Genomic DNA, 23,741 nt, shown 5'->3' on the forward strand with positions numbered 1-23,741 from the left:
GTTGCCGCCGTCCCGAGGTGCCGCTAACCATGGTTCGAGTCGCGGGAAGCCGTCCGCCGGCACCGCGCCGTCCCTGACAGCAGCACGAGGAGAGTGTTCTATCCGTACGTCCGTCCAGTCCCTGGCCCCCGCCGCCCGTACCGCCCGGATCCGCAGGTTCTCGGTCTCCGGTCTGTGCGCGGCCGGAGCCGCAGCAGCGGCCCTGACCCTCGCCCCGTCCCCCGCACACGCCTCGGAACCGGCCTCGCACAGCGCGACCGCGTCGGCAGCGGGCCCGGCGGCAGCAGTGGCCGCTCAGGCGGACACCCTGGCCGAGAAGGCCGCGAAGGCACCCGCCGCCTCGGACAAGCTGGACACCTGGATCCACAAGTCCCTCAAGATCATGAAGGACAAGGGGATACCGGGCACCTACGAGGGCCTGCACCGCAACATCATGCGCGAGTCGGGCGGAGACCCCGATGCCGCCAACGGCTGGGACGTCAACGCCCAGAACGGCACGCCCTCCAAGGGTCTGCTCCAGGTGATCCAGCCGACCTTCGACGCCTACCACGTCGCGGGCACCAAGAAGGACCTGACCGACCCGGTCGCCAACATCACCGCGGCGGCCAACTACGCGGCCGACAAGTACGGCTCCATCGACAACGTCGACTCCGCCTACTGACCGGCACCGTCCGCCCACGGCCCGGCCACGCCCCTCCCGGGGGGCGTGGCCGGGCCGTTTCCGTGCCCGGCGACGCCCCCGCGAGGGCCGGACCCCACCCCCCACTACGCTCGTGAGGGTGAACGACATACGCCCCGTGCCCCCGTTGAACAGCGACTTCTTCGCAGGACTGCTGCACCGCACCCGCCTGGCCGCCATCGTCCGCGGACCGGATCCCGACGCCGCCCTGCGCACCGTGCTCACGCTCGCGGAAGAGGGTGTGGCCCTCGTCGAGGTCTCCCTCAACACCACCGACGCCCTCGGAGTCATCCGCCGCGCCGCCGCCGAGGTGGGGCCCGGAACCGTCGTCGGAGCCGGCACCGTGCTCACCGAGGACGACGTCGCCCGCGCCCAGGACGCCGGGGCCGGCTGGATCGTCACTCCCGCGCTCACCGAGTCCCTGGCCGCCTCGGTCCGGGCCGGACTGCCGGTCCTGGCGGGCGCCCTCACCCCCACCGAGGCCGTCGCCGCGCGCCGCGCGGGCGCCGACGCCGTCAAGCTGTTCCCCGCCTCCCTCGGTGGCCCCGCCTACCTCAAGGCCCTGCGCGACCCCTTCCCCGACATGCCGTTCGTGCCCGTCGGAGGCGTGGACCTCGACGGGGCGGAGCAGTACCTCGCCCATGGCGCGGTCGCGGTCGGCGTCGGCTCCCCGCTGGTCGGCGACGCCGCGCAGGGCGGCGACCTGACCGCCCTGTGCGCACGCGCCCGCCGCTTCGTCGCGCTCTGCGCCCGGGACGAACGGGAGGACGCATGAGCACCGCCCCCGGTCCCGTGGCCGCCGCACCCGCCGACGTACTGACGTTCGGCGAGACCATGCTCGCCGCCCAGCTGCCCGGCACCCTGGCGGTCGGCGCCCAGGCCTGTACCACCGTCGCCGGAGCGGAGTCGAACGTCGCCATCGGCCTGGCCCGCCTGGGGCACCACGCCGTCTGGGCCGGCCTCGTCGGCGACGACGAACCCGGCCGGCTCGTCCTGCGCACGCTGCGCGGGGAGGGCGTCGACATCACCCGTGCCGGAACCCACGCCACGGCCCCCACCGGTGCGATGCTCCGCGAGCGGCGCGTCGCGGACCTCGCCCGGGTCCACTACTGGCGCGGCCACTCCGCGGCCTCGCTGCTCACCCCCGCCGACCTCGCGCCCGCCCTCGGCGACGACGCCCGGGTCCTCCACCTGACCGGCATCACCTGCGCCCTCGGCCCGGGCCCGCTGGAGGCGGTGCGTACGGCCGCCGCCCACGCCCAGGCGCGGGGACGGACCGTCACCCTGGACGTCAACCACCGGCAGCGGCTGTGGACGGCGGAGGAGGCGGGCCGGGCGCTCCGGCCCCTGCTGCCGCACATCACGGTCCTGATCGCCTCGGACGACGAGCTCCCGGTCGTCACCGACGTGCCCGCCGGGACCCCCGACGGAGAGGAGCGAGCCGTCGCCGCGCTGCTGGACGCCGGTGTGCGGGAGGTGGTCGTCAAGCGCGGGGGAGAGGGCGCCGCGGTCAGCGACCGGCAGGGCACCCGGCACTCCCTGCCCGCCCTGCGGGTACCCGTACGGGACACGGTCGGGGCGGGCGACGCCTTCTGCGCCGGGTATCTCTCGGGTCTCCTCGACGGGCTCCCGCCGGCCGGGCGCCTTGCCCGCGCGAACACCCTCGGCGCGTTCGCCGTCGCCTCCGACGGGGACTGGGAGGGTCTGCCGCGCCGCGACGAACTGGGCCTGCTCGACGTGGCACCGGGCAGCGCGATCCGCTGACCCGGGACGGCCCGGGACGGCGTCCGTGCCCGGTCGCGGCACGGACGGCGGAGGTCACCAGGGTGACTGGCCCGCCGGATCGCCGTCCGGGCCGTCGAGCAGCGAGATCTGTACGCGCACCCGCTTGCCCACCGGCTCGCGGCGCACCTCGAAGCTCTGGCAGACCGCGAGAACGATCTCCAGGCCGTGCTGCCCCGCGCGTGCGGGGTCACCGTGCAGGGCACTGGGGAGCACCGAGCCCGAGTCCCACATCGTGATGTCCAGCATGCTGCCGTTCACCTCGAGGTCCAGCAGACACGGGCCCGGCGCGTACTTGCAGACGTTCGTGGCCAGCTCGCTCACCACCAGCTGCGCGACCTCCTGGGCGCGCGCCGGAACGTCCACACCGCGCAGCGACCGCGCGTCGGACAGGAAGTCGCGTACGAACCCACGGGCCAGGGAGATCTCCTCCGAGCCCATGTCGTACGCGGCACTACCGGCCACGACGGCCCCGCCGCCCTCCGGCCCGTTCCGTTCGGTCCCGCACCTCTTCACCAGCTGTTCCATGCCACAACCCCCGTCGGTCGGCTGCACCACGCAGCTCATTCACCGCCCGCCTACCCCCCGTCACACGTTTCAGGCCGGGGAGGGCGGCGAAAACCGTTCGGTTCCGCCGCCGGGCAGCCGGTCAGTCGGTGAGGCCCAGCGCCCCGGCCGCCTGGATCGCCAGCCAGACCTCGGCCAGGGCGCCCGTCGACGTCAGATCGCGGTGCGCGAGGGCACCGAAGCGGCGCAGCCGGTAGGCCAGGGTGTTCGGGTGGATGTGGAGCGCCGCCGCGGCCGTCTCCGTACGGCGGTCGCGCTCCATCCATGTACGGGCGGAGACCAGCAGGTGCGAGTCGTGGGCCTCGTCGTACCGCAGGACGTCGCCGAGCACATGCTCCACCAGCGCCGTCAGCACCGCGGGGTCGTCGGGCAGCCACCGGCCCGTCGCGTCGTCGCCGTACCGGACGACCGGGCGGCCCGACTCCACGGCCTTCGACACCGCCCAGAGCGCCTCGCGCTCGGCGACCTTCAGCGCGACCCCCGGCGCGAAGGGGCGGCTCATCCCCGCCGCCACGGCCGGCAGCTCGCCGACCGCCTCCGCCAGGTCGGGCGCCCCCAGGACATAGCGGTCCTCGCCCCAGGTCAGCAGCAGGTGCGGGCGGCCCTCCAGGCAGTGCAGCAGCGCCTCGTCCGTGGTCCGGCGGACCACCAGCAGCACGGCGTCGCCCTCGATCGCGTGCCGGGCGAGCCGGCGGCGGGCGGCCTCCGGATCGAGCACCTCCTGCAGCAGCTCGGCCAGGGTCTCCGCGCCCTCGCGGCGCAGCACCTCACGCTCGTTGCGCACCATCGCCAGCCGCAGCGCCGCCACCGTGGCGATGTGCTGGACGACGGCGAGCCCGGCCGGCTGGGCGCCCTGACGCTCGTACGCCACGAGGAAGCCCGCCGGGCCGCCGGGCGCGGGCACCGGCAGGACGAAACCGCCGGGCACCGTCGGCGGGGCGTCGACGGACGCGGGCAGCACACCCGGGTCGGGGGTGGGGACGCCCGGCAGCAGCGGGCGGCCCTGCGGTGTGCAGAGGCGGACGTCGTAGCCCGACAGCGCTTCGAGACGCCGCAGCAGCGCGGGGGTGTCGAGATCCTCGGCCACCAGCCAGCGCAAGGAGCCGAAGACCTGGAGCTGTGCGCCCAGCCGGTACCGCGCGTCCTCCTGGACCGAGGCCGCGACCTCCTGGGCGACGGCGATGAACGGGACGGCGAGCGGCACCTCGAGGACCGGGAAGCCCCGCTCCTCGGCCGCCTCGAAGAACGCGTCGTGCAGGGGCGGCATGTGCAGCTGCGCCGAGAGCGCGAGGGCGGACACGCCCGCGTCGTCCAGCCGCTCCAGATAGGCGCGCTGTCCGGCCGCGTCCCGGGGGACCGCCAGACCCGCCGTCATGATCACCTCGGCACCCAGCAGCCAGGGCGTCGGATCGGCGAGCTCGCTGGCGTGCGCCCAGGACACGGACCGGCCCAGGCCTCCGCCGCCGGCCTTCACCGAGAGCTGGAGCGCCGGGAAGGTGAGCAGATCCTCGACGGTGAGTTTGTTGCCGGCCACAGTCGGGAGCGTACATCTTTGTGGCGGACACAGTTGTCGCTGATCATCCGGGGGCCACAGACTGCTGGGACGCCGGGGACGGACCCCAGCACGCCCCTGCGCAAGATCGGAAGGTGGAGCGTCCGTGACGACCTCGATCACCGAAATCGAGACCTATGGTGTCGAGCGGATCCCGGACCAGGACCGCACGGCCCGCCCGCTCGACCTGTTCCGGCTCGCCTTCGGCGGCGCCAACACCTTCGCCACCTGTGTGCTGGGGGCCTTCCCGATCCTCTTCGGCCTGTCCTTCCTGCAGGGCCTCGCGGCGACCCTCCTCGGGCTCGTCGCCGGTGCGCTGCTGCTCGCCCCGATGGCCCTGTTCGGACCGGCCAACGGCACGAACAACGCCGTCTCCTCCTCCGCGCACCTCGGTGTGCACGGCCGGGTCGTCGGCTCGTTCCTCTCCCTGCTCACCGCCATCGCGTTCTTCTCGATCTCGGTGTGGTCCTCGGGGGACGCGCTCGTCGGCGGCGCGCACCGCCTGGTCGACGCCCCCGAGTCCGACCTCACGTACGGGCTGGCGTACGCGCTCTTCGCCGGGCTCGTCCTCGTCGTCTGCGTCTACGGGTTCCGCTTCATGCTGCTGGTCAACAAGATCGCGGTGCTGGCGGCGTCGTCCCTCTTCGTCCTCGGCGCGTTCGCCTTCGCCGGCGACTTCGACCCCGGCTACGCGGGAACCTTCGCCTCGACCGCCGACCCGCTGTTCTGGCCGTCGTTCATCGGCGCCGCGCTGATCGTGCTCTCCAACCCGGTCTCCTTCGGCGCGTTCCTCGGCGACTGGTCCCGCTACATCCCGGCCGGAGCACCGCGCCGCCGCGTCATGGGCGCCGCCTTCCTCGCCCAGATCGCCACCCTGCTGCCGTTCCTCTTCGGCCTGGCCACCGCGTCGATCATCGCGTCGAAGGCCGCGAAGTACGTCGATCCCGCCGCTCCCAACTACGTGGGCGGACTGCTCGCGATCTCGCCCGGCTGGTACTTCCTGCCCCTCTGCCTGATCGCGCTGATCGGCGGCCTCTCCACCGGCACGACCGCCCTCTACGGCACGGGCCTCGACTTCTCCAGCGTCTTCACACGCTTCAGCCGCGTCCAGGCCACCTTCTTCATCGGCGTCCTGTCCATCGCGTTCATCTTCGTCGGCCGCTTCGCGCTCAACCTCGCGCAGTCCATCTCCACCTTCGCGACGCTGATCATCACCTGCACCGCGCCCTGGATGATCGTGATGGCGCTCGGCTACGTCACCCGGCGCGGCTGGTACGACGCGGAGGCCCTCCAGGTCTTCAACCGCCGGCAGCGCGGTGGCCGTTACTGGTTCACCCACGGCTGGAACTGGCGGGGCATGTCCACCTGGTCCGTCTCGGCCGTCGTGGCGCTGCTCTTCACCAACCTCCCCGGCCAGTTCGTGGGCCCGCTCGGCGGCCTCGCCAAGGGCGCGGACATCTCCCTGCCGGTGGGCCTCGTCCTCGCGACCGTTCTCCACCTCGCCCTGCTCACCCTCTTCCCCGAGCCGCGTGCCGTGTACGGCCCCGACGGCCCCCGCTTCGTCCGGGCCTCGGACGCCCCGGTGCCCCCGATCACGGGTGGCGACGGGGAGACCGTCGCGGAGCCCGCGGTCGCCCACTGACACCTCGCCGGCCGTTCACCGGACCGCCGTCCACGAGCACCCGTTCCCGCCGCACCATCGCCGTACCACCGCTGCACCGATCGCCTGACCAGGAGAGACGTTCCATGAGCACCACCTTCCGCAACTACATCGACGGTGCGTTCACCGACGCCTCGGACGGCCGTACGCTCGACGTGGTGGACCCCACCACGGGAGAGGTCTACGCGACCTCGCCGCTCTCCGGCCCGGCCGACGTCGACGCGGCGATGGCGGCGGCCGCCGCCGCCTTCCCGGGCTGGCGCGACACCACACCGTCCGAGCGCCAGCGTGCGCTGCTCAAGGTCGCCGACGCGATGGAGGCACGGGCGGACGAGCTCGTCGCCGCCGAGAGCCGTGACACCGGCAAGCCGCTCCACCTCCTCCGCAGCGACGAACTCGCCCCCGCCATCGACCAGGTGCGCTTCTTCGCGGGCGCGGCGCGGATGCTCGAAGGGCGCTCGGCCGGCGAGTACATGGAAGGGCTGACCTCCATCATCCGCCGGGAGCCGGTCGGTGTGTGCGCCCAGGTCGCGCCGTGGAACTACCCCCTGCTGATGGCGGTGTGGAAGTTCGCGCCCGCGCTCGCGGCGGGCAACGCCGTCGTCCTCAAGCCCTCGGACACCACACCGGCGTCCACGGTGCTCCTCGCCGAGATCATCGGGGAGATCGTGCCCAAGGGCGTCTTCAACGTCGTCTGCGGCGACCGGGAGACCGGCCGCGCGATGGTCGAGCACCCGGTCCCGGCGATGGCCTCCATCACCGGTTCGGTACGGGCCGGCATGCAGGTCGCCGAGTCCGCGGCCAAGGACGTCAAGCGGGTCCACCTGGAGCTCGGCGGCAAGGCCCCCGCGGTGGTCTTCGAGGACGCCGACCTCACGAAGGCGGTCGAGGACCTGGTGGTCGGCGGCTACTTCAACGCCGGGCAGGACTGCACGGCCGCGACCCGCGTCCTGGTCCACGAGTCGATCCACGACGCGTTCGTCTCCGCGCTCGCCGAGGCGGCGGCGGACACGAGGACCGGCCTCCCGGACGACGAGGACGTCCTCTACGGCCCGCTCAACAACGCCGGCCAGCTGAAGCAGGTCAGCGGCTTCATCGAGCGCCTCCCCGCGCACGCCACGGTGGAGGCGGGAGGCCACCGGGTGGGTGACAAGGGCTACTTCTACGCCCCGACCGTCGTCTCCGGACTCCGCCAGGACGACGAGATCATCCAGAACGAGGTCTTCGGGCCCGTCATCACCGTCCAGTCGTTCACCGACGAGGCCCAGGCCGTGGAGTACGCCAACGGCGTCGAGTACGCCCTGGCCTCCTCGGTGTGGACCAAGGACCACGCGCGGGCGATGCGGATGTCCAAGAAGCTCGACTTCGGCTGCGTGTGGATCAACACCCACATGGCACTCGTCGCCGAGATGCCGCACGGCGGGTTCAAGAAGTCCGGCTACGGCAAGGACCTCTCCGCGTACGGCTTCGAGGACTACACCCGGATCAAGCACGTCATGACGTCGCTCTGAGCCCGGCACCGTCACCCGGCCCGGTACACCCCGGCCGGGTGACGGACCCGCCACCCGGACCCGACGCCGCCGCACCCGCCATCTCCCGTACCCCGGCGGCGATATGGACCTACGATCCGGACCATGACGGCTCCCGACTGTTATGTGTGCGGCAGAGAAGCCCGGTTGGTCGAAGGGGACAGGGCGTATTCGGTCCGCTCGGCCGTCCGGAGGCCGAGCGGGTCACGGCCGGCCGCGCGGATCAGCTGGCACAGTCTCTCCGAGTCCACCTCGATGAGGGCCCGTTGCACTAGCGTTGCCGGTGTGGACCTCTTCTCACGCTCGTGGACGGCGTTGCGCACAGCCGTCGCCGAACTCCCGGACGCGGACTTCGCGAAGCCGTCCGGCTGCGCCGGATGGCTCGTACAGGACCTCGTGTGCCATCTGGTCATCGACGCCCAGGACGTCCTGATCACCCTCGCGACGCCCGCGGCGTCGGAGCCCACCTGCGACGCGGCGACCTACTGGGACGTCACCCGGACACCGCCGAGCGGTGACGACCCCCTCGACGCGCTGACGGTCCGGCTCGCCGCCGCGTATCAGGAGCCCGGCCTGCTGAAGTTCCACCTGGACGACGTGGGGTCCGCCGCGGGCCGCGCCGCCGCCCTCGCCGCACCGGACCTCCGGGTCGGCACCCGCGACGAGGTCCTGACCGTGGCCGACTACCTCACCGCGTACGTCCTGGAGTGGACGCTGCACCACCTCGACCTGATCGCCTGCCTCCCCGACGCCCCGGCACCTCCCGAGGAGACGCTCGCCCGGTCCCGCCGGCTGCTGGAGGAGATCGCCGGGACCGCGTTCCCCGCCTCGCTCCCCGACACGGACGTGCTCCTGGTCGGCACGGGACGGCGTCCCCCGACCGGCGCGGAGCGGGCCGAACTCGGCGAGCTGGCCGCGCGACTTCCGTACGTCCTCGGCTGACCCCGCCGGACGGTTCCGAGGGGCTCCGCAGGGTGACACCGGTGGCCGGCGGCCCCGTGGTTCAGGATTTCGGCCCCTCGGGAAGGCATGCTGGTGGCCGTGGACGGGGCGCTCTCCGTGGGCTCGCCGCGGCGCCCGGACCAGGGGCGAGCGACGTCCGCCGTCCCGTCACGGGCGAAGGGAACCAGATGGCGGACGACCGGCGGCCGGGGCCGCCGTCCGAAGCGGCCACGGGCACGCTGGCGGACCGGCTCAAGGAGCGTATCTACGCCACGATCACGATGATCGCCGTGGTGGTCGGCCTCTCCCTGAGCGAGGCCGGCACCACAGGCGCCCTGGCCACGGTCCTGACGACCGCGCTGGGACTGTGGCTCGCGGCACTGGTCGCCGACCAGCAGGCGCACCGCACGGTCCACGGCCACCTCGCCACCGGCCACGACCTGCGCCGCATGCTCTACGTCAGCAGTCCGCTGCTGTCCTGCGCGCTGGGCCCCGGCGTGATGATCGCCCTCGCCGCCCTGGACGTCCTGTCCCTGTCCACCGCCCTGACCACGGCGGCGTGCGTGGGTATCGCCTCGCTCTTCGTCTGGGGCTGCGCGGGAGGACTCCGCATGGGAGGCGGTGTCCTCCTCGCGGTGCTGGCCGGTCTCACCGACGCCGTGATCGGCGTCGCGGTCGCCCTGGTGAAGGCGGCCGCCGGACACTGACGCACGGCGGTCCCGGCGCCGACCCCGAGCGGTCAGGCGCCGCCCGTGCGACCACCCGGCCCGTGCCCTTCCCCCGTGAGCCGGCGCAGCGCGCGTACCAGCGCCTCGACGCCCGTCACCGCCTTGGACCGGGGGCACCCGACGTTGAGCCGGACCCGCCCCGGGGAGCCGTACGCCGCACCCGGCATGATGGCCACCTTCTCCACCTCGACGAGCTCGCGCTGCAACGCCTCGTCGTCGACGCCCAGCGGCCGCAGGTCGATCCAGGCGAGGTACCCCGCCTGCGGAGGTTCCCAGCCGAGCTCGGGGAACTCCTCGCGCAGCCGGCCGGCGACCATCGCGAGATTGGCCGCGAGGTACGTACGCAGGGCGTCCAGCCACGGCGCACCCTCCCGGTACGCCGCGATGTGCCCGACCAGCGACAGCACGGCGGGGGAGGAGAGACCGTCGGCCTCCTTGAGCTGCCTCAGATAGGCGTCCCGCGACGCGGGGTCACCGATGATCCCGTAACTGCCTGTGAGCGCGGGGATGTTGAACGACTTGGACGCCGAGGTGATCACCGCCCACCGCCCCTCGCCGCCGTGCAGGGCCCAAGGGCGGTGGACGTACGGGGCATGGGCCAGGTCCGAGTGGATCTCGTCGCTGATGACGGCCACCCGGTGTTTGGCGCAGAGCCGCGCCATCCGGTCCAGCCCGTCACCGGACCAGACCCTGCCCGTCGGGTTGTGCGGCGAGCACAGCAGCAGCACGGCGGTGTCGGGCAGCGCCAGGAGCCGCTCCAGCTCCGCCCAGTCGTCGAGCGGGCACTCCAGGAGCCTGCGCCCGTGGGCGGCCACGGTCTTCGGGAACGCGTCGTACATGGGGGTGTGGGCGACGACACCGTCGCCGGGCGCCGACCACAGCCGGAGCAGTTGCGACAACTGGTAGATCACGGACGGCGCGTAGACGACCGACCCGGGATCGACGGCCGTCGCGTGCCGGGTCGCGTACCAGTGGACGACCGCGGAGAGGAAGTCGTCCTGCCGCCACCGCGAGTAGCCGAGCACACCGTGGTCCAGCCGGCCTCGGAGCGCCGCGACGACCTCCGGGGCGGTCTCGAAGTCCATGTCGGAGATCGTGAACGGCAGCAGATCCGGCACGCCGAAGCGGTCCTCGACGTAGTCCCACTGCGTGCACCAGGTGCCGCGCCGGTCCACCACGGTGCCGAAGCCGTACGGATCCGGCGCCGCCGCCCCGGAGGCCCCGGGAACAGGGCCGGAGGAGAGGGGAGCCATGGTCAGCCCACCGGGATCATGGTGGCGATGGCGTCCTTCACCGACTGGACCTGCGGCCCGATGATGACCTGCACGGTGTGGCCGTCGAGCTTGATCACGCCCACGGCGCCGAGCTTCTTCAGCCGCGTCTCGTCCACCCGCGCCGCGTCCTCCACCGTCAGGCGCAGACGGGTGATGCAGTTGTCCAGGGTCCGGATGTTGTCCGCACCGCCGATCGCGTCGAGGATCGCGACGGCGTCGTACTTGCCCGCGACCAGCTCACGCGCGGGCTCCGCCGGGTCAGGGGCGGGGGACGCGTCGTCCGCCCCGTCCGGCTCCTCGTCGCGGCCCGGGGTCCTGAGGTCGAAGCGGGTGATCGCCCAGCGGAACAGGAAGTAGTACACCGCGAACCACACCGCGGCGATCACCGGCACCAGGTACCACTTGGTCGTCGACCCCTGGAGGACGCCGAAGACCAGCCAGTCGATGACGTTGCCGTCCGTGTTCCCGATGAAGACGCCGAGCACCGCCGCCGTCAGGAAGCCGAGCCCCACCAGGACCGCGTGGATGGCGTACAGCCACGGAGCGACGAAGAGGAACAGGAACTCCAGCGGCTCCGTGATGCCGCCGACCACGCAGGCCACGACACCGGAGACCAGCAGGGCCTTGATCTCGGGGCGCATCTCCCGCTTCGCGCAGTGGTACATCGCGAGGGCCGCGCCCGGCAGACCGCCCAGGTAGGACGCCATCTTGCCCTGGGACAGGAAGTGCGTCGCCCCGGTGACCTCGCCGTTCGGGGCGCCGGCGCAGTCCAGGTGCGCGTAGAACAGGTTCAGGGCGCCGGAGACATGGTCGCCGCACACGGCGCCCGAACCGCCGACGTCGGTGAACCGGAACATCGCCACCAGGATGTGGTGCAGCCCGATCGGCCGCAGCAGCACCTCTCCCATGCCGAAGAAGAACGGCCCGAAGACACCGGTGTGCCCGATGCCCCGGCCCACGGAGGTGATCCAGCCGTTGAAGGTCGGCCACACCAGCGGGATGAGCAGACCGAGCACGCTCAGGACGAGGGCGGAGATGATCGGGACGAAGCGGAGGCCCCCGAAGAACGCCAGCGCATCAGGCATCCGCTGGGTACGAAAGCGCTGGTGGAGCAGGCTGACAACGATGCCAACGGCCACGGCTCCGAGGAGTCCCGTATCGATGGACTGCACACCGAGCACGTCGGCTATGCCGTAATGCTCGATCGCGGCCTCGTCCTCGAGGTCCACGCCCTTCGCGGTGAGGAAGAAGTTGACCGCGAGGTTCATGGCGGCGAAGCCGACGAAACCCGAGAAGGCGGCCACCCCCTTGTCCTCGCGGGCGAGACCGAGCGGAATCGCCATCGCGAAGAGGACGGGCAGGAAGGTGAAGGCCACCAGCCCCGTGTTGGCCATCCAGGTGAAGACGAGGTGGAAGCCCTCGGCCTTCAGGAAGGGCAGGTTGTCGGTGACGGCCTCGCTGGAGAGCGACGAGCCGATGCCCAGCATGATGCCGCAGAACGCGAGCAGGGCCACCGGGAGCATGAACGTCTTGCCGAGCCCCTGGAGGAACTCCCAGAGTGCGGCTTTGGTCTTCTGCATGTGTACGGAACTTTCGAGCCTGGGGGGACGGACCCGGGCGCTCGCCGTGGCGATGCGGGGACCCACGGGTGATCGAGCGGCGGACGTACGACGCGGGGGCCGGGGCCGTCCTCGCGCGACGCACCCGGGGATCGCCCGGTGAGCAGCGCCAGGTGCGGCCGTTCCGCCGAACGGATCACATCACAGCAGGTCGACGACTGTCCATGGAGGCCCGGGCGCCGGCCCGTTCCGGGGGAGGGGTGGGCGCGCGGAGTGAAACGGCTGTCGCACGCTGTGACGTACGCCACCCTTCCTGGGTCCCGGGGGGTGTTTGCCGACGCCACGGTGGGTAAGGGGCTCTGTGGCCGCCGGGGCCGACAATCCGGTGGATAGTGTGCGAGAACTACCGACTCAGGAGGTTCGATGTCCTCGAAGCGACGTCGCAAGAAGAAGGCCCGCCGCAAGAACGGCGCGAACCACGGTAGCCGTCCGCAGAGCTGAGGGCGCACGCCGACAGGACCGGGGGACGGCACGTGTGCCGTCCCCCGGTCCTGTTTCCGGTACCGCCTTCCGCACCGTGGGCAGGGGCGGCCCCGCGCGTCAGGTGAGCAGGTGGTTGCGGTGGGAGGCGCGCCGGGCGGCGGCCAGCAGCGCGTGGATCTGGGGGCCGGCCTGGTCGAGCCGGGCCACGGGCTTCGCGAACGGCAGCCGCACATCGCGGTGGGCGCGGGGGTACTCCAGGCGCAGGGTCACCCCGTAGCGGTCCATCGCCAGCGGGAGGACGCGGGTCACGCCCTTCTCCGGCTGCGGGTGCACGAGGCGCAGCAGCAGCGGGACGAGCTCGCCGTGGTCGTCCACGAGATGGGTCAGCATCGACGCCTCGCTGGTGGCGATCGGGTCGGGGACGGTGTCCTGCAGCGTGTCCAGCGTGACGAACGCGCGGCCCCTGTGGTCCTCGAAGACCGCCTGGCCGAACTCCATGCAGGTGCTCTCGGCCGCGTCCGTGCTGTACGGCGCCGACAGCAGGCCCGTCACCGTGACGCGGGCGCGCGTACGGTCCCGTACGGGCGTGGGGGCGATGTCGGTGAACTCCAGCCGGACGGGGATGCGCGGTCCCGGCTGGGGCGAGCCGGCCTCGGACGGTTCGTGCAGGTGGATGTGGCCCATCGCGGCCGTGCCGTCGAGGCGGTGGACCTCGACCGGGTCGAGCCCATCGCTCACCACAGTCATCGAATGGGCTGCGGTCAGGATGGACAGCACGCGTTCGGCGGGGGTGGGCTGTGTGACGCGGGAGTGGAAAGGACGCATCCAAGTTCTCCAGAGGAGCGGGCGGGGAGACCTCATTGCAGTTACTTAGGTATGCCTAACCTAACCCATGCGGCGGAGATCGGGTAGCTCCGCGCACTCCCGACGGGCGTTCGAGTGCGCGGCAGGGGGAGTGAATCGGCCACCCGGGGGCGTGGACGCCCCCGGGCCGGTCCGCCCCCGAAGAGGTGGGCGCGCCGGACCGGGGGCCTCCCTGAGGAGCTTTCAGCAGGGCGTCACTTGCCTGAACCTGAGTACGGGAGCAACGCCATCTCCCGTGCGTTCTTCACCGCCGCGGCGACCTGGCGCTGCTGCCGCGCCGTGATGCGGGTGACCCGTCGGCTGCGGATCTTCCCGCGGTCGGAGATGAACTGCCGCAGCAGATCGGTGTCCTTGTAGTCGACGTACGTGATCCCCGCGGCGTCCAGCGGGTTCGGGCGGGGCTTCTGCGGTTTCCGGACTTCCTGGCGGCGTGCCATCGGTTCTCCTCCGAAGTCGTGGGGGTGGTCAGTGGATCGGGTCGAGGAGGGGCCCGAACGCGGCGGGCAGCCTCTTCCACGCCTCGCGGCCGGCCTCGTACTCGGCGGCGGTGAGCAGGCAGGACTCCAGCAGCGCGGTGAGGCCGTCGCGGTCCAGGCCGGGGGAGACGAACACCAGGTGCTGGCAGCGGTCGCCGACGTCGGGGTGCCAGTCGAGCGCGGCGGCGGCGCGGCGGAACGCGGGCACCAGGTCCCAGGCGGCATCCGGCAGGGACGCCAGCCAGGGGCCGCTGTTCTCGACGCAGAGCGCACCGCCCGCCGCGTCCCAGGACAGCAAGGTGTCGGGCCGGTCCGCGAGCCAGAAGCGGCCGCGGCTGCGGGCGGCCGCGCAGCTCAGGTCCTCCAGTGCCTCGAAGAGGCGCTCGGGGTGGAACGGGCGGTGCGCGTGCCACACCAGGGTGCTGACGCCGGCCTCCTCCGCCTCCTGCGGGAGGAGGGCGCATGCCGGGTGCTGGGCCGCGCCCGCCGCCTCCACGTCGAAGCCGGCGAGGGCGGACGCCACCAGGGCGTCCGACGCGGCGGGGACCTGGGGCGCCGTCGGGTGCAACTGCCCGATGAGAGCCCGGTCCTGGGCGTCCGCGTCCTGGCTGTCGACCAGGGCGATGACGGACGCGTACTCCAGCTGCCGGGCCCAGGTGTCGCCGACCGTGCGCTGATCGGCCGGCGCCGCCGCCAGCCCCGCCTCGGCCAGGTCGTCGCCGTCGGTCAGGCAGGGCAGGACGAGGGCGGGGTCGACCGCCGTGATCACGCCGGTCACCTCGGCCCACTCCCGCCCGTGCGCCGCGATGACCTCCGCCATCGTCCTCGGCTCGACGGAGTCCCATAGTTCGACGACGGCGAGCCCGGTGAGACCGAGGGAGGCCAGCCGCTCCAGCTCCGGGAGCAGGTCCTCCCTCAGGGCGCAGCAGGCGCAGTCGTTGACGAGGGGTGCCTCACCGTGCGACAGCTCGCCGGAGGCGTCGCGCACCGTCCGGAGGACCGAGCCGTTCCCCGCGCCGCTCAGGTCGTGGTGCAGGGCGACGCTGCGGGGCACCCGGCGGAGCAGCTCGTCCACCACCTCGCGCCGGGCGTCGGAATGCAGCCCGCCGACGAGGGCCACGGGCAGCTTCCGGCCGTCGCCCCTCACCGGTCCTCCCGTCGGCCGTACCGGCGTTCGAACCGCTCGACCCGTCCCGCCGTGTCCAGGACGCGCGCGGTGCCGGTGTAGAAGGGGTGGCTCGCCGAGGAGATCTCGACGTCCACCACCGGGTAGGTGTGGCCGTCCTCCCACTCGACGGTGCGCTCGCTGGTCAGGGTGGAGCGGGTGAGGAAGGCGTAGTCGGCCGCCTTGTCGCGGAACACGACGGGGCCGTACGCGGGGTGGATGCCCGGCTTCATGATGCGGTCCTCCGGATCGGGGTGGCGTGGGTGAGGTGTGCGGTCAGCGGTCTTCGCGGAAGTCGACATGCCGGCGTACGACCGGATCGAACTTGCGCAGCACCAGGCGGTCGGGGTCGTTCCGCCGGTTCTTGCGGGTGACGTAGGTGTAGCCCGTTCCCGCGGTGGAGCGGAGCTTGATGATCGGGCGTAGTTCGTTGCGAGCCATGGCGCTACTATATGGCAATGGTTTCCATTTTCAATATGGGGGCCCACGTCCACACGAGAGGCAGGTAGACCCATGTCCGCCCACTGCCAACTGACCGGCTCCCGGCCGGGGTTCGGCAACACCATCTCCCACTCGCACCGGCGCACCTCGCGCCGGTTCGACCCGAATGTCCAGCGCAAGCGGTACTGGCTGCCGAGCGAGGGCCGTCATGTGCGGCTGACGCTCAGCGCGAAGGCGATCCGGACGATCGACACCATCGGCATCGAGGCCGCGGTGGCCCGCATCAGGGCGCGGGGGGTGAAGGTCTGATGGCCAGGAAGAGCAAGATCGCCCAGAACGAGAAGCGCAAGGCGACCGTCGAGCGCTACGCGGCCCGCCGGGCCGAGCTGAAGGAGATCATCCGCGTCTCGGAACCGCGGGACCCGGCCCGCCGGGCGGCCGTCGAGGAACTGCGACGCCAGCCGCGCGACGCCAGCGCCACACGCGTCCGCAACAGGGACAGCGTGGACGGGCGCCCCCGGGGGCATCTGCGGAAGTTCGGGCTGTCCCGCGTACGGATGAGGGAGCAGGCCCACGCGGGCTTCCTCCCGGGGGTGACCAAGTCGTCCTGGTGACGCACTTCTTGGTCCGGGGCGGGCGTCACCCAGCAGGCCACGTGACGGCTGCCCCGTCCTGCCCGGGAACGGCGCGCTCGCGGCCGGTACTTGATGGACTGGCCGCATGAAGATGATGTCTCCCCGCGTTCTGCGTGCGCTCGAACGGTTCAACGCCACCTATCCGTGGGACCACAACGCCCACTACCACCGCTGGATCCTCCGGCAGCTGCCCGGCCGCTTCGGCAGTGCCCTGGACGTCGGCTCCGGAAGCGGTGAGCTGGCGAGGCTCCTCGCGGCTCGCGCGGCAGCCGTCACGGCCGTCGACTCCGATCCGGTGATCACCGCCCGGGCCCAGGAGCTGACTCCCGCCGCGCTTCCGGTGGCCTTCACCGTTGCGGACGTGCCGGCCGGGCTGCCTGACGGTTCGTACGACGTCATCACCTGCGTCGCCGCGATCCATCATCTGCCCTTCACCCAGGCGCTCGTCTCCCTCCGCCGACATCTGGCGCCCGGGGGCACCCTGGTGGTCCTCGGTCTGTTCCGCGCCCGGACCCCGGTGGACCATCTGCTCGGCTTCCTCGCCGTTCCTGCCAACGCGGCCATGGGCTGGCTCAGGAACAGAGGCCGCCCCTCGCGGCGGCCCGTCTCGATGACGGCCCGCACCCGCCCCGCCGGCATGACCTTCGACGAGATCGTCAGGGAGGCCGGGGGAATCCTCCCCGGCGTGCGGCTGCGGCGACGGCTGTTCTGGCGCTACTCGCTCGTGTGGCATCAGCCCCGGGCGGAACCGGCCAGGTGCGGCCCGGGTGACTCCGGCCGTTCGGGCGTATCGGGGAACGGGCGCCGTGGGGAGGGTCGTTGACCGGGTGGGCGGGCGCTCACGCGTGTGGGGTCTCCACGGCCTCGGTCCTCTCCGAGCCTTCGCGGCGCATGCGGTCGATCCCCCAGGCGCCGAGCGGTTCGAGCGCCTTGTTGAGCGTGCGCCCGTGCTCGGTGAGGGAGTACTCCACGCGGGGCGGCACCTCGGCGTAGACCTTCCGGTGCACGAGGCCGTCCGCCTCCATCTCGCGCAGGTGCTGGGTGAGCATCTTCTCGCTCACTCCCGGCAGCCCGCGGCGGAGTTCGGCGAACCGGCGTACGCCATGGGCGTCGAGCTCCCAGAGGATCAGCCCCTTCCACTTGCCGCTCACCACGTCGAACGCGGCGTCGATGCCGCAGATGTAGGGCCCGCGTCTCGGTGCCTTGGCCATCGATGGATCCCTTACTTGAAGGTAAGTACCGCAGTAAACAGTGGGTACTTCCGAGATTAGTGGTGCTCTCCCACGATGAAGGGGTGAACGAACAGACCCGTAGCAACGCGCAGGACGACGCTGTCACCGTGATCGGGCTCGGCCCGATGGGCCGGGCGATGACACGCACCCTTCTCACCGCAGGCCGCCCCGTCACCGTCTGGAACCGCACCGCCGCCCGTGCCGACGGCGTCGTCGCCGAGGGGGCGACGCGTGCGGCGACACCGCGCGAGGCCGTGGAGGCGAGTGGCCTCGTGATCCTCAGCCTCACGGACTACCGGGCGATGTACGACGTCCTCGACGGCGCCACCGGTTCGCTGGCCGGCCGGACGCTGGTGAACCTGAGCTCCGACACCCCCGACCGCACACGCGAGGCTGCCGCCTGGGCGGCGGACCACGGGGCCGCCTTCCTCGCCGGCGGGATCATGGTCCCGGCACCGATGGTCGGCACGGAGGCGTCCTACGTCTACTACAGCGGCCCCGGCGCGGTGATGGAGAGCCGGCGAGCGGCGCTGGCGCCGCTCGGGACGCCGAGGTACCTGGGCGAGGATCCGGGCCTCGCCCAGATGATGTACCAGGCCCAGCTCGCGGTGTTCCTCACCACCCTCTCCGCGTTGATGCACGCCACAGCGATGCTGGGTACCGCCGGGATGAAGGCCCGGGAGACGCTCCCGGAGCTGCTGGCCTCCGCCGACACGATCAGCGACATCCTGAGGGCCGGCGACGAGCGGCCCGGCGCCGCGCTCGATGCCGGCGAGCATCCCGGCGATCTCAGCACGGTCACCATGATGGGCGCGACGGCCGACCACATCGTCGAGACCAGCGCCTCACTCGGACTCGATCTCGCGCTCCCGCTGGCCGTGCAGGCCCACTACCGGCACGCGATCGAGGACGGGCACGGCAGCGACAACTGGACGCGCATCATCGACAGGATCCGGGCGCCACGCTGAGCTCACGCCCGCGCCGTTCCGCCTGTTCGCCGAGAGGTGACCTTCCGCACTTGCATTCGGTTTCGATCGGCGGGAAAAATTGGGGCAAGGTGGACGGGTATTGACTCTTCGGGGCCACCCGGCCGGCCGGGCGGACAAGGACCTGTCGAGCACAGGTCCGGCGGCACCGAGGTCGTGAGGTGATCTCATGGGCAGGATGGTCTCCGCGCTCCAGCAGCTGCGCGGGCGGAAGATGGAAGCGGACGGCAAGGCCCTGCAGGACCAGCGCCTGCGGGACGAGGGCCGACGCCTCCAGGACCAGGGGCGCGGGCAGCGGTAGCGGCCCGCCCCTCTTCCCTTTCACCCGGCCGGGTTCAGGCCCCGGCCCCGTACACGCCCTGTTCCGGCAGTCCCGTCGGTTCGAAGGTGTGGACCGAGAGCCCGCGTGCGGTCGTACGGTGGCCGACGAGCCGCAGGCCGGCGGGGGCGCCGCCGTCCGGGAAGAGCCTGCGGCCCCGGCCCACCACGACCGGGGCGATCACCAGGCGCAGCTCGTCGACCAGGCCCGCGGCCAGCAAGGAGCCGGCGAGCCGGGCGCTGCCGTGGATCTGCAGTTCCCGGCCGGGGCGGCTCTTCACCTCGGCGACCTGGGAGGGGACGTCCCCGTTCAGGACGGTCGTCGGATTCCAGGTGCCCGTGGTCAGGCTGTGGGAGGCGACGTACTTGGGCAGGCCGTTCATGACGGGCGCGAAAGGATGGTCGGTCATCGTCGGCCAGTCCCGGGCGAAGTTCTCATAGGTGCGGCGGCCGAACAGCAACGCGTCCGCCGCTCCGAGCCAGCCGGCGGCCATCTCCTCGAACTCCTCGTCCAGGTGGGGTACGAACCAGCCGCCCCCGTCGAAACCGTCGCTCCGGTCCTCGTCCGGGGACCCGGGGCCCTGGGAGACACCGTCCAGTGACAGGAACTCCTGTACGACCAGCCTCATCACGCACCACTCTCTTCCGCCGTCCGCCACGGTCCCCCCGGCCCATCGGACACGACTGTGCCACCCCTGGGGCACCGCGGCAGGTGAAGACGCGTCAACCGGCCTCGCCCAGCGCCGTGAGCACGGCCAAGGGGGTCGCCGCCGCCCAGGCCTGCGGGGAGCAGGAGTGGGGGTACGGTACCGGGCGCGGGTGCTGGTCGCGGGAGTAGCCCGCCATCACCTCGGGCAGCCGGTGACCGTGGTGGGCCGACGCCTCCAGCAGACCGAGGGCGACCCTTCGCGCCTCCTCCCGCAGACCGCACCGCGCCAGGCCGAGCAGGATCACCGCGTTGTCGTGCGGCCACGACGTGCCCCGGTGGTACGAGAGCGGGTGGTACCCGGGCCGGCCGGACGCCAGCGTGCGGATCGCCCAGCCCGAGAAGAAGTCGGGCTCCAGCAGGCGCCGGCCCACCCGTGCGGCGTGCCGGGCGTCGAGGATGCCGGACCACAGCAGATGTCCGGCGTCCGAGGCCAGCGAGTCGACCTGCCTGCCCCGGCCGTCCAGGGCGAGCGCCGGGAAGTCGGGGCCCGGCATCCAGAAGTCCCGCAGGAACCGCTCCCGCAGATCTGCGGCGGCGCCGTCGAGCCGGTCGGCGTACGCGGGGTCGTCCCACAGCGAGCGGGCCAGCCGCGCGGTGCGCACCAGCGCGTCGTAGGCGTACCCCTGGGCCTCCACGACGGCGATCGGGCCCTCGGCCTGGGAGCCGTCGAGGAAGCAGATGGCGCCCTCGGAGTCCTTCCAGTTCTGGTTCACCAGGCCCTGCGGGTCGGGCGAGTAGACCAGGTAGCCGCTGTCGTCCAGACCGCCGTCCCGGAACATCCACGCCACGGCGGCCCGCGCGTGGTGTTCGAGGCGGGTGGCGAGCGCGCGGTCACCGGTGGCCTCGGTGTAGCTCTCCAGGAGGACCAGGAAGAGCGGGGTGGCGTCCACCGAGCCGTAGTAGCGGCCGTACGGGACCTGGCGGAAGTGAGCCAGTTCGCCGTGCCGTATCTCGTGGACGATCCGCCCCGGCTGTTCGCCCCGGCCGGCGTCGTACTCCGTGCCCTGGGTCGCGGCGAGGGCGCGCAGGGTGCCGTCGGCCAGCTCGGGCCGGTACGGCAGCGCGAAGAGCGACGTGAACAGGGAGTCCCGGCCGAAGAGGGTGAGGAACCAGGGGATCCCCGCCGCCGGTACGCGGACGTGCTCGCCGTCCGGGCCGGTGGCCGGAACCCGCAGCGCCGCCAGGTCGCCCAGCCCCCGGGCGCACGCGGCGGCCAGACCCTCGGGCGCCTCCGGCGGCACGGGCAGCGGCGCGTCCGTGAAGGCCGAGGTGTCCGCCGCGCGCCCGGCCACGGCCTCGGCGGGCGTGCCGACGAGGGCCGGCGCGGGGGCGCCGTGCGCGTACGCGGTGGCCGTGAGCAGGAGTTCGGCGGTGCCGTGGGCGGGCAGCTCCAGGTGCCACTCCAGCCGGTGCGCCGTGTCCTGCGGGTCCACGGGCCGTACGGCGCCCGGGGCGGGGGAGGCGCACACCGCCGTACGGGACAGCCAGGCGCCGCGCTCGTAGGTGAAGGTGACGCCCTCCGTGTGGATGCTCGCCGTGCGCAGGGCACCGGGCTTCTCGTACCGGCGCTTGTCGGAGCGCAGTTCGAACTGGTCCGCGAAGTCGGCGTCCACGGTGAGCGAGAGGACGGCGGTGACCGGCGCGGGGCGGTTGTTGACCAGTCGCAGACACTCGGTCAGGACACCGGCGTCGACGGCCTGTTCGCGGAAGACGGTGTAGGCGGCGGGCTCGTCCCTCGTGCCCGGGGGCGTGAGGACGCACAGGGCTGACTCCTCGCCGTCCGACGGCACCAGCACGGCCGGCTCGGTGCCGTCGACGGTCAGGGTCCACCGGCTCAGGTGCCGGGCGTCGCGGTGGAAGAGACCGTCGGGGGAGGTGCCGCGCCGTCCGCTCACACCGCCGTCGGCCCCGAGGACGGCGAAGGTGCCCGCGCGGACCAGGGTGGTGTCCGCCGTGCCGTTCATGTACGTACTCCGATCGACGCGTCGGTGGTGCCGTCGTCGTCCGCGGGCCGGGACGCCGCCAGCAGGTCGAGGGTGAGGGCCGCCGTCCATCCGAAGGCGCCGGTCCCCCGGGCCTGCGCCGTGAACGGGTCCACGTACTCGGCGAAGGAACTGGCGCCCGCCGCGTCGAGCATCGCCGTGCGCAGGCCGTCGGCCGCACCGTCCTGCCCGTAGGCGCGCAGACCGCGTTCCAGCAGCCAGTTGGTGTTGAACCAGGCGGGACCGCGCCAGTAGCGGGAGGGGTCGAAGGCGTGCCCGGTGGTGTCGTACGACGGTGCCATGGGGACCTCGCCGAGGCGGAAACCGGGGCCGGTCACCGTGCCGAGCAGGGCGTCCACGACGTCCCGGGGGAGCCCGGGCACGACGAGCGGAACGAGCCCGGCGACGCTGCGCTCGGGGATCAGCTCGCCGCCGACCAGGTCACGGCTGAGGAACATGCCGTCGGCGGGCGACCAGAGCCGCTCCACCAGGGCCGAGGTGAGGCGTGCGGCCCGCGCCTCGTGGGGGGCGGGATCGGCGCCCGTCTCGGCGGCGATCCGGGCCAGCGCGTGCTCCGAGACGATCAGCAGCGCGTTGACACAGGGATCCTCGACCGCGAAGGCGTGCCCGCCCCGGACGTCCGCGTAGCCGCTGTCCCGGTAGTCGGCGGCGAGCCGCACATAACGGCCGTAGTCCAGGTCGGTCGGGCGTTCCGCGGCCTGCCCGTGGTCGAGGTCGGCGCGCCGGTACGAACCGGGGGCGGCCGGCTCGACACGCGCCAACGGGCCGTCCCAGCAAGGGCTGTTGTCCATGCCGGGCTCCCACGGGTGCACCATGGCCGCCAGCCCGCCGCCGCCGAGGTCGCGGGGGCCCGTGAGGTAGTCGTGCCAGGCCACCAGCCGGTCGTACACCCGGGGCAGGAAGCCGCGCTCGCGCGATGTCTCCGGGTCCGCCCGGTGGACGAGCCAGGCGGCGAGCGCGTGGACCGGGGGCTGCACGATGCCGGAGGTCTCGGTGCCCGCCGGGGCGCCCGCGGGGGCGCCGGCCGTGGAGGAGCGCCAGAAGTCGGGGCTGGGGAAGTACGCGTCGAGCGGCACCGAGGGGCTGAACACGATGTGGGGGACGCGCCCGTCGGCCCACTGCGCGCCCAGCAGGCTCTCCAGCTCGCGCTGTGCCCGGCGCACCGACAGATGGCGCAGCCCGATCGCGATGAAGGCCGAGTCCCAGCTCCACTGATGCGGATACAGGCCGTGCGACGGGACGGTGGAGAAACCGGTCCAGTTGGTGAGGAGTACCCGTGCCGCGCCGCGCCGAAGGGTCAGGTGATCGGCGGCGGCGGGCACGGGGGTCGTGAGCAGCGACGTCACGCGCCGGACCTCCGGAGGAACGCGGGGACGGAGCGCACGGCGGTGACGGGGTCGCCGGTCAGCCGGCATTCGGCGGCCAGGTAGCCGTCGTAGCCGATGCTGTGCAGCGCGCCGATCCAGGCCGGCCAGTCGAGGTGGCCGGCCCCCGGCTGGAACCGGTTGGAGTCGCTGACCTGGGCGTGGCCGATGTAGGGCGCCGCCGCGAGGATCGAGGCCGAGGGGTCGGCCTCCTCGATGTTCATGTGGTAGCTGTCGATGCCGATACGGACCGAGTCCAGGCCCACCGTGCGGATCAGGTCGACGGCCTGCTCCAGCCGGTTGACCATGTGGTCCTCGTACCGGTTGAGCGGCTCCAGGTAGAGGGTGACGCCCTCGGCGCGCGCGTGCTCGCCCAGTTCGGAGAGGCCGGACAGCAGCACCTCGCGGTCCTGCTCCTCGGTGCGCGGCGGCTCGAACGGGGGGAGCCTGCGCGAGAACATCCCGTACGACGCCGGGGTCTGCACGCCGAGCGCCCCGATCTCGGCGGCGACCGAGAGCTGCGACTTCATCTGCTCCAGCGCGTCACGGCGCAGGCCGTCGTCGAACGCGGCGAAGAAGTGCAGCATGTCGACGCAGACGGTCGGCATGACCACACCGTCGGCCACGGCCTGCTTGAGCTCCGGCAGACGGTCGCGGAAGTGGAAGTCGCCCTTGGACCGCAGCTCCACGGCGTCGTAGCCGGCGTCCTGGGCGAAGGCCCATTTCTCCTGGAGCGTGTCGCCGGGGAGGAGCTGTTCCTGGCAGGCGGTTTTCAGCATGGGGTGCCTTTCGG

General features: G+C 72.5%; 27 protein-coding genes. 13 read left to right on the top strand and 14 right to left on the bottom strand.

Annotated elements, in window-relative coordinates; translation table 11 throughout:
• Window positions 1-100: 100 nt before the first annotated feature.
• From ACZ607_RS10740 to ACZ607_RS10750, 3 genes are all read left to right on the top strand, one after another.
• Window positions 101-661, top strand: coding sequence for a transglycosylase SLT domain-containing protein (locus tag ACZ607_RS10740; protein WP_469734909.1), 561 nt, complete (start codon window positions 101-103; stop codon window positions 659-661).
• A gap of 127 nt (window positions 662-788) precedes the next feature.
• Window positions 789-1,454, top strand: a complete 666-nt coding sequence (locus tag ACZ607_RS10745; protein ID WP_469734910.1) for a bifunctional 4-hydroxy-2-oxoglutarate aldolase/2-dehydro-3-deoxy-phosphogluconate aldolase — start codon at window positions 789-791, stop codon at window positions 1,452-1,454.
• Window positions 1,451-2,443 (top strand): sugar kinase, encoded by a 993-nt coding sequence (locus ACZ607_RS10750; RefSeq protein WP_469733893.1) that lies wholly within the window; start codon window positions 1,451-1,453, stop codon window positions 2,441-2,443. Before ACZ607_RS10745 ends, ACZ607_RS10750 begins: the two co-directional genes overlap by 4 nt.
• A gap of 54 nt (window positions 2,444-2,497) precedes the next feature.
• On the opposite strand, the gene ACZ607_RS10755 is transcribed toward ACZ607_RS10750, so the two are convergent.
• Together ACZ607_RS10755 and ACZ607_RS10760 are read right to left on the bottom strand one after the other, a co-directional pair.
• Window positions 2,498-2,989: an ATP-binding protein gene (locus ACZ607_RS10755; protein ID WP_469733895.1), complete on the bottom strand. Its 492-nt coding sequence runs from the start codon at window positions 2,987-2,989 to the stop codon at window positions 2,498-2,500.
• A 121-nt stretch (window positions 2,990-3,110) separates the two neighbouring features.
• Window positions 3,111-4,562, bottom strand: a complete 1,452-nt coding sequence (locus ACZ607_RS10760; protein WP_469733897.1) for a PucR family transcriptional regulator — start codon at window positions 4,560-4,562, stop codon at window positions 3,111-3,113.
• A 124-nt stretch (window positions 4,563-4,686) separates the two neighbouring features.
• Between ACZ607_RS10760 and ACZ607_RS10765 the strand changes: the two genes are divergently transcribed.
• The 4 genes from ACZ607_RS10765 (at window position 4,687) to ACZ607_RS10780 (ending at window position 9,418) form a co-directional block, all read left to right on the top strand.
• Window positions 4,687-6,222: a purine-cytosine permease family protein gene (locus tag ACZ607_RS10765; RefSeq protein ID WP_469733899.1), complete on the top strand. Its 1,536-nt coding sequence runs from the start codon at window positions 4,687-4,689 to the stop codon at window positions 6,220-6,222.
• Between the two features lie 104 nt (window positions 6,223-6,326).
• On the top strand, window positions 6,327-7,751 hold the full coding sequence (locus tag ACZ607_RS10770) for a gamma-aminobutyraldehyde dehydrogenase (protein WP_469733901.1): 1,425 nt from the start codon (window positions 6,327-6,329) through the stop codon (window positions 7,749-7,751).
• 303 nt (window positions 7,752-8,054) lie between these two features.
• Window positions 8,055-8,711, top strand: coding sequence for a maleylpyruvate isomerase N-terminal domain-containing protein (locus tag ACZ607_RS10775; protein WP_469733903.1), 657 nt, complete (start codon window positions 8,055-8,057; stop codon window positions 8,709-8,711).
• 188 nt (window positions 8,712-8,899) lie between these two features.
• Window positions 8,900-9,418 (top strand): hypothetical protein, encoded by a 519-nt coding sequence (locus tag ACZ607_RS10780; protein WP_469733905.1) that lies wholly within the window; start codon window positions 8,900-8,902, stop codon window positions 9,416-9,418.
• A 32-nt stretch (window positions 9,419-9,450) separates the two neighbouring features.
• Here ACZ607_RS10780 and ACZ607_RS10785 read toward each other — a convergent pair whose 3' ends face one another.
• Both ACZ607_RS10785 and malX read right to left on the bottom strand, forming a co-directional pair.
• Window positions 9,451-10,692: a MalY/PatB family protein gene (locus tag ACZ607_RS10785; protein ID WP_469733907.1), complete on the bottom strand. Its 1,242-nt coding sequence runs from the start codon at window positions 10,690-10,692 to the stop codon at window positions 9,451-9,453.
• A 2-nt stretch (window positions 10,693-10,694) separates the two neighbouring features.
• A complete protein-coding gene (gene malX, locus ACZ607_RS10790; RefSeq protein WP_469733909.1) occupies window positions 10,695-12,293 on the bottom strand; it encodes a maltose/glucose-specific PTS transporter subunit IIBC in 1,599 nt (532 codons plus the stop codon).
• A gap of 402 nt (window positions 12,294-12,695) precedes the next feature.
• Here malX and ACZ607_RS10795 point away from each other — a divergent pair, with 402 nt between their 5' ends.
• Window positions 12,696-12,773 (top strand): 50S ribosomal protein bL37, encoded by a 78-nt coding sequence (locus ACZ607_RS10795; protein WP_370443954.1) that lies wholly within the window; start codon window positions 12,696-12,698, stop codon window positions 12,771-12,773.
• A 99-nt stretch (window positions 12,774-12,872) separates the two neighbouring features.
• Here ACZ607_RS10795 and ACZ607_RS10800 read toward each other — a convergent pair whose 3' ends face one another.
• From ACZ607_RS10800 to rpmG, 5 genes are all read right to left on the bottom strand, one after another.
• On the bottom strand, window positions 12,873-13,580 hold the full coding sequence (locus ACZ607_RS10800) for a DUF2470 domain-containing protein (RefSeq protein ID WP_469733911.1): 708 nt from the start codon (window positions 13,578-13,580) through the stop codon (window positions 12,873-12,875).
• A gap of 233 nt (window positions 13,581-13,813) precedes the next feature.
• On the bottom strand, window positions 13,814-14,056 hold the full coding sequence (gene rpsR / locus ACZ607_RS10805) for a 30S ribosomal protein S18 (RefSeq protein ID WP_469733913.1): 243 nt from the start codon (window positions 14,054-14,056) through the stop codon (window positions 13,814-13,816).
• Window positions 14,057-14,084: 28 nt separating this feature from the next.
• Entirely contained in the window at window positions 14,085-15,242 is a 1,158-nt protein-coding gene (locus ACZ607_RS10810; RefSeq protein WP_469733915.1) for a CobW family GTP-binding protein, read from the bottom strand.
• Window positions 15,239-15,493: a type B 50S ribosomal protein L31 gene (locus ACZ607_RS10815; protein WP_319654062.1), complete on the bottom strand. Its 255-nt coding sequence runs from the start codon at window positions 15,491-15,493 to the stop codon at window positions 15,239-15,241. Before ACZ607_RS10815 ends, ACZ607_RS10810 begins: the two co-directional genes overlap by 4 nt.
• Before the next feature lie 43 nt (window positions 15,494-15,536).
• Entirely contained in the window at window positions 15,537-15,701 is a 165-nt protein-coding gene (gene rpmG / locus ACZ607_RS10820) for a 50S ribosomal protein L33 (RefSeq protein ID WP_104790754.1), read from the bottom strand.
• Window positions 15,702-15,773: 72 nt separating this feature from the next.
• On the opposite strand from rpmG, the gene rpmB reads away from it, so the two are divergent.
• The 3 genes from rpmB (at window position 15,774) to ACZ607_RS10835 (ending at window position 17,159) form a co-directional block, all read left to right on the top strand.
• The gene (rpmB, locus tag ACZ607_RS10825; RefSeq protein WP_469733918.1) at window positions 15,774-16,010 is read left to right on the top strand and encodes a 50S ribosomal protein L28; all 237 of its coding nucleotides are present in this window, start codon (window positions 15,774-15,776) and stop codon (window positions 16,008-16,010) included.
• Entirely contained in the window at window positions 16,010-16,315 is a 306-nt protein-coding gene (rpsN, locus tag ACZ607_RS10830; RefSeq protein ID WP_469733920.1) for a 30S ribosomal protein S14, read from the top strand. Before rpmB ends, rpsN begins: the two co-directional genes overlap by 1 nt.
• 106 nt (window positions 16,316-16,421) lie before the next feature.
• Window positions 16,422-17,159 carry a class I SAM-dependent methyltransferase gene (locus tag ACZ607_RS10835; protein ID WP_469733921.1) on the top strand — a complete coding sequence of 246 codons (738 nt, stop codon included), beginning with the start codon at window positions 16,422-16,424 and terminating at the stop codon, window positions 17,157-17,159.
• A 16-nt stretch (window positions 17,160-17,175) separates the two neighbouring features.
• Here ACZ607_RS10835 and ACZ607_RS10840 read toward each other — a convergent pair whose 3' ends face one another.
• Entirely contained in the window at window positions 17,176-17,547 is a 372-nt protein-coding gene (locus ACZ607_RS10840; protein ID WP_469733923.1) for a winged helix-turn-helix transcriptional regulator, read from the bottom strand.
• Window positions 17,548-17,630: 83 nt separating this feature from the next.
• Here ACZ607_RS10840 and ACZ607_RS10845 point away from each other — a divergent pair, with 83 nt between their 5' ends.
• Both ACZ607_RS10845 and ACZ607_RS10850 read left to right on the top strand, forming a co-directional pair.
• Window positions 17,631-18,536 (top strand): NAD(P)-dependent oxidoreductase, encoded by a 906-nt coding sequence (locus ACZ607_RS10845; protein WP_469733925.1) that lies wholly within the window; start codon window positions 17,631-17,633, stop codon window positions 18,534-18,536.
• A 187-nt stretch (window positions 18,537-18,723) separates the two neighbouring features.
• Window positions 18,724-18,855 (top strand): hypothetical protein, encoded by a 132-nt coding sequence (locus ACZ607_RS10850; RefSeq protein WP_469733927.1) that lies wholly within the window; start codon window positions 18,724-18,726, stop codon window positions 18,853-18,855.
• 34 nt (window positions 18,856-18,889) lie between these two features.
• Here the strand turns inward: ACZ607_RS10850 and ACZ607_RS10855 are convergent, their stop codons facing one another.
• The 4 genes from ACZ607_RS10855 to ACZ607_RS10870 all read right to left on the bottom strand — a co-directional run bounded on the left by ACZ607_RS10855 (window position 18,890) and on the right by ACZ607_RS10870 (window position 23,727).
• Window positions 18,890-19,501, bottom strand: a complete 612-nt coding sequence (locus ACZ607_RS10855) for a dihydrofolate reductase family protein (RefSeq protein ID WP_469733929.1) — start codon at window positions 19,499-19,501, stop codon at window positions 18,890-18,892.
• A 94-nt stretch (window positions 19,502-19,595) separates the two neighbouring features.
• Entirely contained in the window at window positions 19,596-21,545 is a 1,950-nt protein-coding gene (locus ACZ607_RS10860; protein WP_469733931.1) for an amylo-alpha-1,6-glucosidase, read from the bottom strand.
• Complete coding sequence (locus ACZ607_RS10865; protein ID WP_469733933.1) at window positions 21,542-22,930, bottom strand: MGH1-like glycoside hydrolase domain-containing protein; 1,389 nt, start codon at window positions 22,928-22,930, stop codon at window positions 21,542-21,544. Before ACZ607_RS10865 ends, ACZ607_RS10860 begins: the two co-directional genes overlap by 4 nt.
• Window positions 22,927-23,727, bottom strand: a complete 801-nt coding sequence (locus ACZ607_RS10870; protein ID WP_469733935.1) for a TIM barrel protein — start codon at window positions 23,725-23,727, stop codon at window positions 22,927-22,929. Before ACZ607_RS10870 ends, ACZ607_RS10865 begins: the two co-directional genes overlap by 4 nt.
• Window positions 23,728-23,741: the final 14 nt, after the last annotated feature.

The sequence above is a fragment of the Streptomyces sp. NPDC104381 genome (assembly GCF_055583745.1).

Bases quoted from the DNA above. Each gene is read 5' to 3' on its own strand.
- ACZ607_RS10850 (WP_469733927.1), top strand. From the start codon at position 18,724: ATGGGCAGGATGGTCTCCGCGCTCCAGCAGCTGCGCGGGCGGAAGATG.
- rpsR (WP_469733913.1), bottom strand. From the start codon at position 14,056: ATGGCACGCCGCCAGGAAGTCCGGAAACCGCAGAAGCCCCGCCCGAAC.
- ACZ607_RS10840 (WP_469733923.1), bottom strand. From the start codon at position 17,547: ATGGCCAAGGCACCGAGACGCGGGCCCTACATCTGCGGCATCGACGCC.
- ACZ607_RS10835 (WP_469733921.1), top strand. From the start codon at position 16,422: ATGAAGATGATGTCTCCCCGCGTTCTGCGTGCGCTCGAACGGTTCAAC.
- ACZ607_RS10750 (WP_469733893.1), top strand. From the start codon at position 1,451: ATGAGCACCGCCCCCGGTCCCGTGGCCGCCGCACCCGCCGACGTACTG.
- ACZ607_RS10785 (WP_469733907.1), bottom strand. From the start codon at position 10,692: ATGGCTCCCCTCTCCTCCGGCCCTGTTCCCGGGGCCTCCGGGGCGGCG.
- ACZ607_RS10860 (WP_469733931.1), bottom strand. From the start codon at position 21,545: ATGAACGGCACGGCGGACACCACCCTGGTCCGCGCGGGCACCTTCGCC.
- ACZ607_RS10815 (WP_319654062.1), bottom strand. From the start codon at position 15,493: ATGAAGCCGGGCATCCACCCCGCGTACGGCCCCGTCGTGTTCCGCGAC.
- ACZ607_RS10800 (WP_469733911.1), bottom strand. From the start codon at position 13,580: ATGCGTCCTTTCCACTCCCGCGTCACACAGCCCACCCCCGCCGAACGC.
- rpmG (WP_104790754.1), bottom strand. From the start codon at position 15,701: ATGGCTCGCAACGAACTACGCCCGATCATCAAGCTCCGCTCCACCGCG.
- ACZ607_RS10795 (WP_370443954.1), top strand. From the start codon at position 12,696: ATGTCCTCGAAGCGACGTCGCAAGAAGAAGGCCCGCCGCAAGAACGGC.
- ACZ607_RS10870 (WP_469733935.1), bottom strand. From the start codon at position 23,727: ATGCTGAAAACCGCCTGCCAGGAACAGCTCCTCCCCGGCGACACGCTC.
- ACZ607_RS10755 (WP_469733895.1), bottom strand. From the start codon at position 2,989: ATGGAACAGCTGGTGAAGAGGTGCGGGACCGAACGGAACGGGCCGGAG.
- ACZ607_RS10855 (WP_469733929.1), bottom strand. From the start codon at position 19,501: ATGAGGCTGGTCGTACAGGAGTTCCTGTCACTGGACGGTGTCTCCCAG.
- rpmB (WP_469733918.1), top strand. From the start codon at position 15,774: ATGTCCGCCCACTGCCAACTGACCGGCTCCCGGCCGGGGTTCGGCAAC.
- malX (WP_469733909.1), bottom strand. From the start codon at position 12,293: ATGCAGAAGACCAAAGCCGCACTCTGGGAGTTCCTCCAGGGGCTCGGC.
- ACZ607_RS10770 (WP_469733901.1), top strand. From the start codon at position 6,327: ATGAGCACCACCTTCCGCAACTACATCGACGGTGCGTTCACCGACGCC.
- ACZ607_RS10780 (WP_469733905.1), top strand. From the start codon at position 8,900: ATGGCGGACGACCGGCGGCCGGGGCCGCCGTCCGAAGCGGCCACGGGC.
- rpsN (WP_469733920.1), top strand. From the start codon at position 16,010: ATGGCCAGGAAGAGCAAGATCGCCCAGAACGAGAAGCGCAAGGCGACC.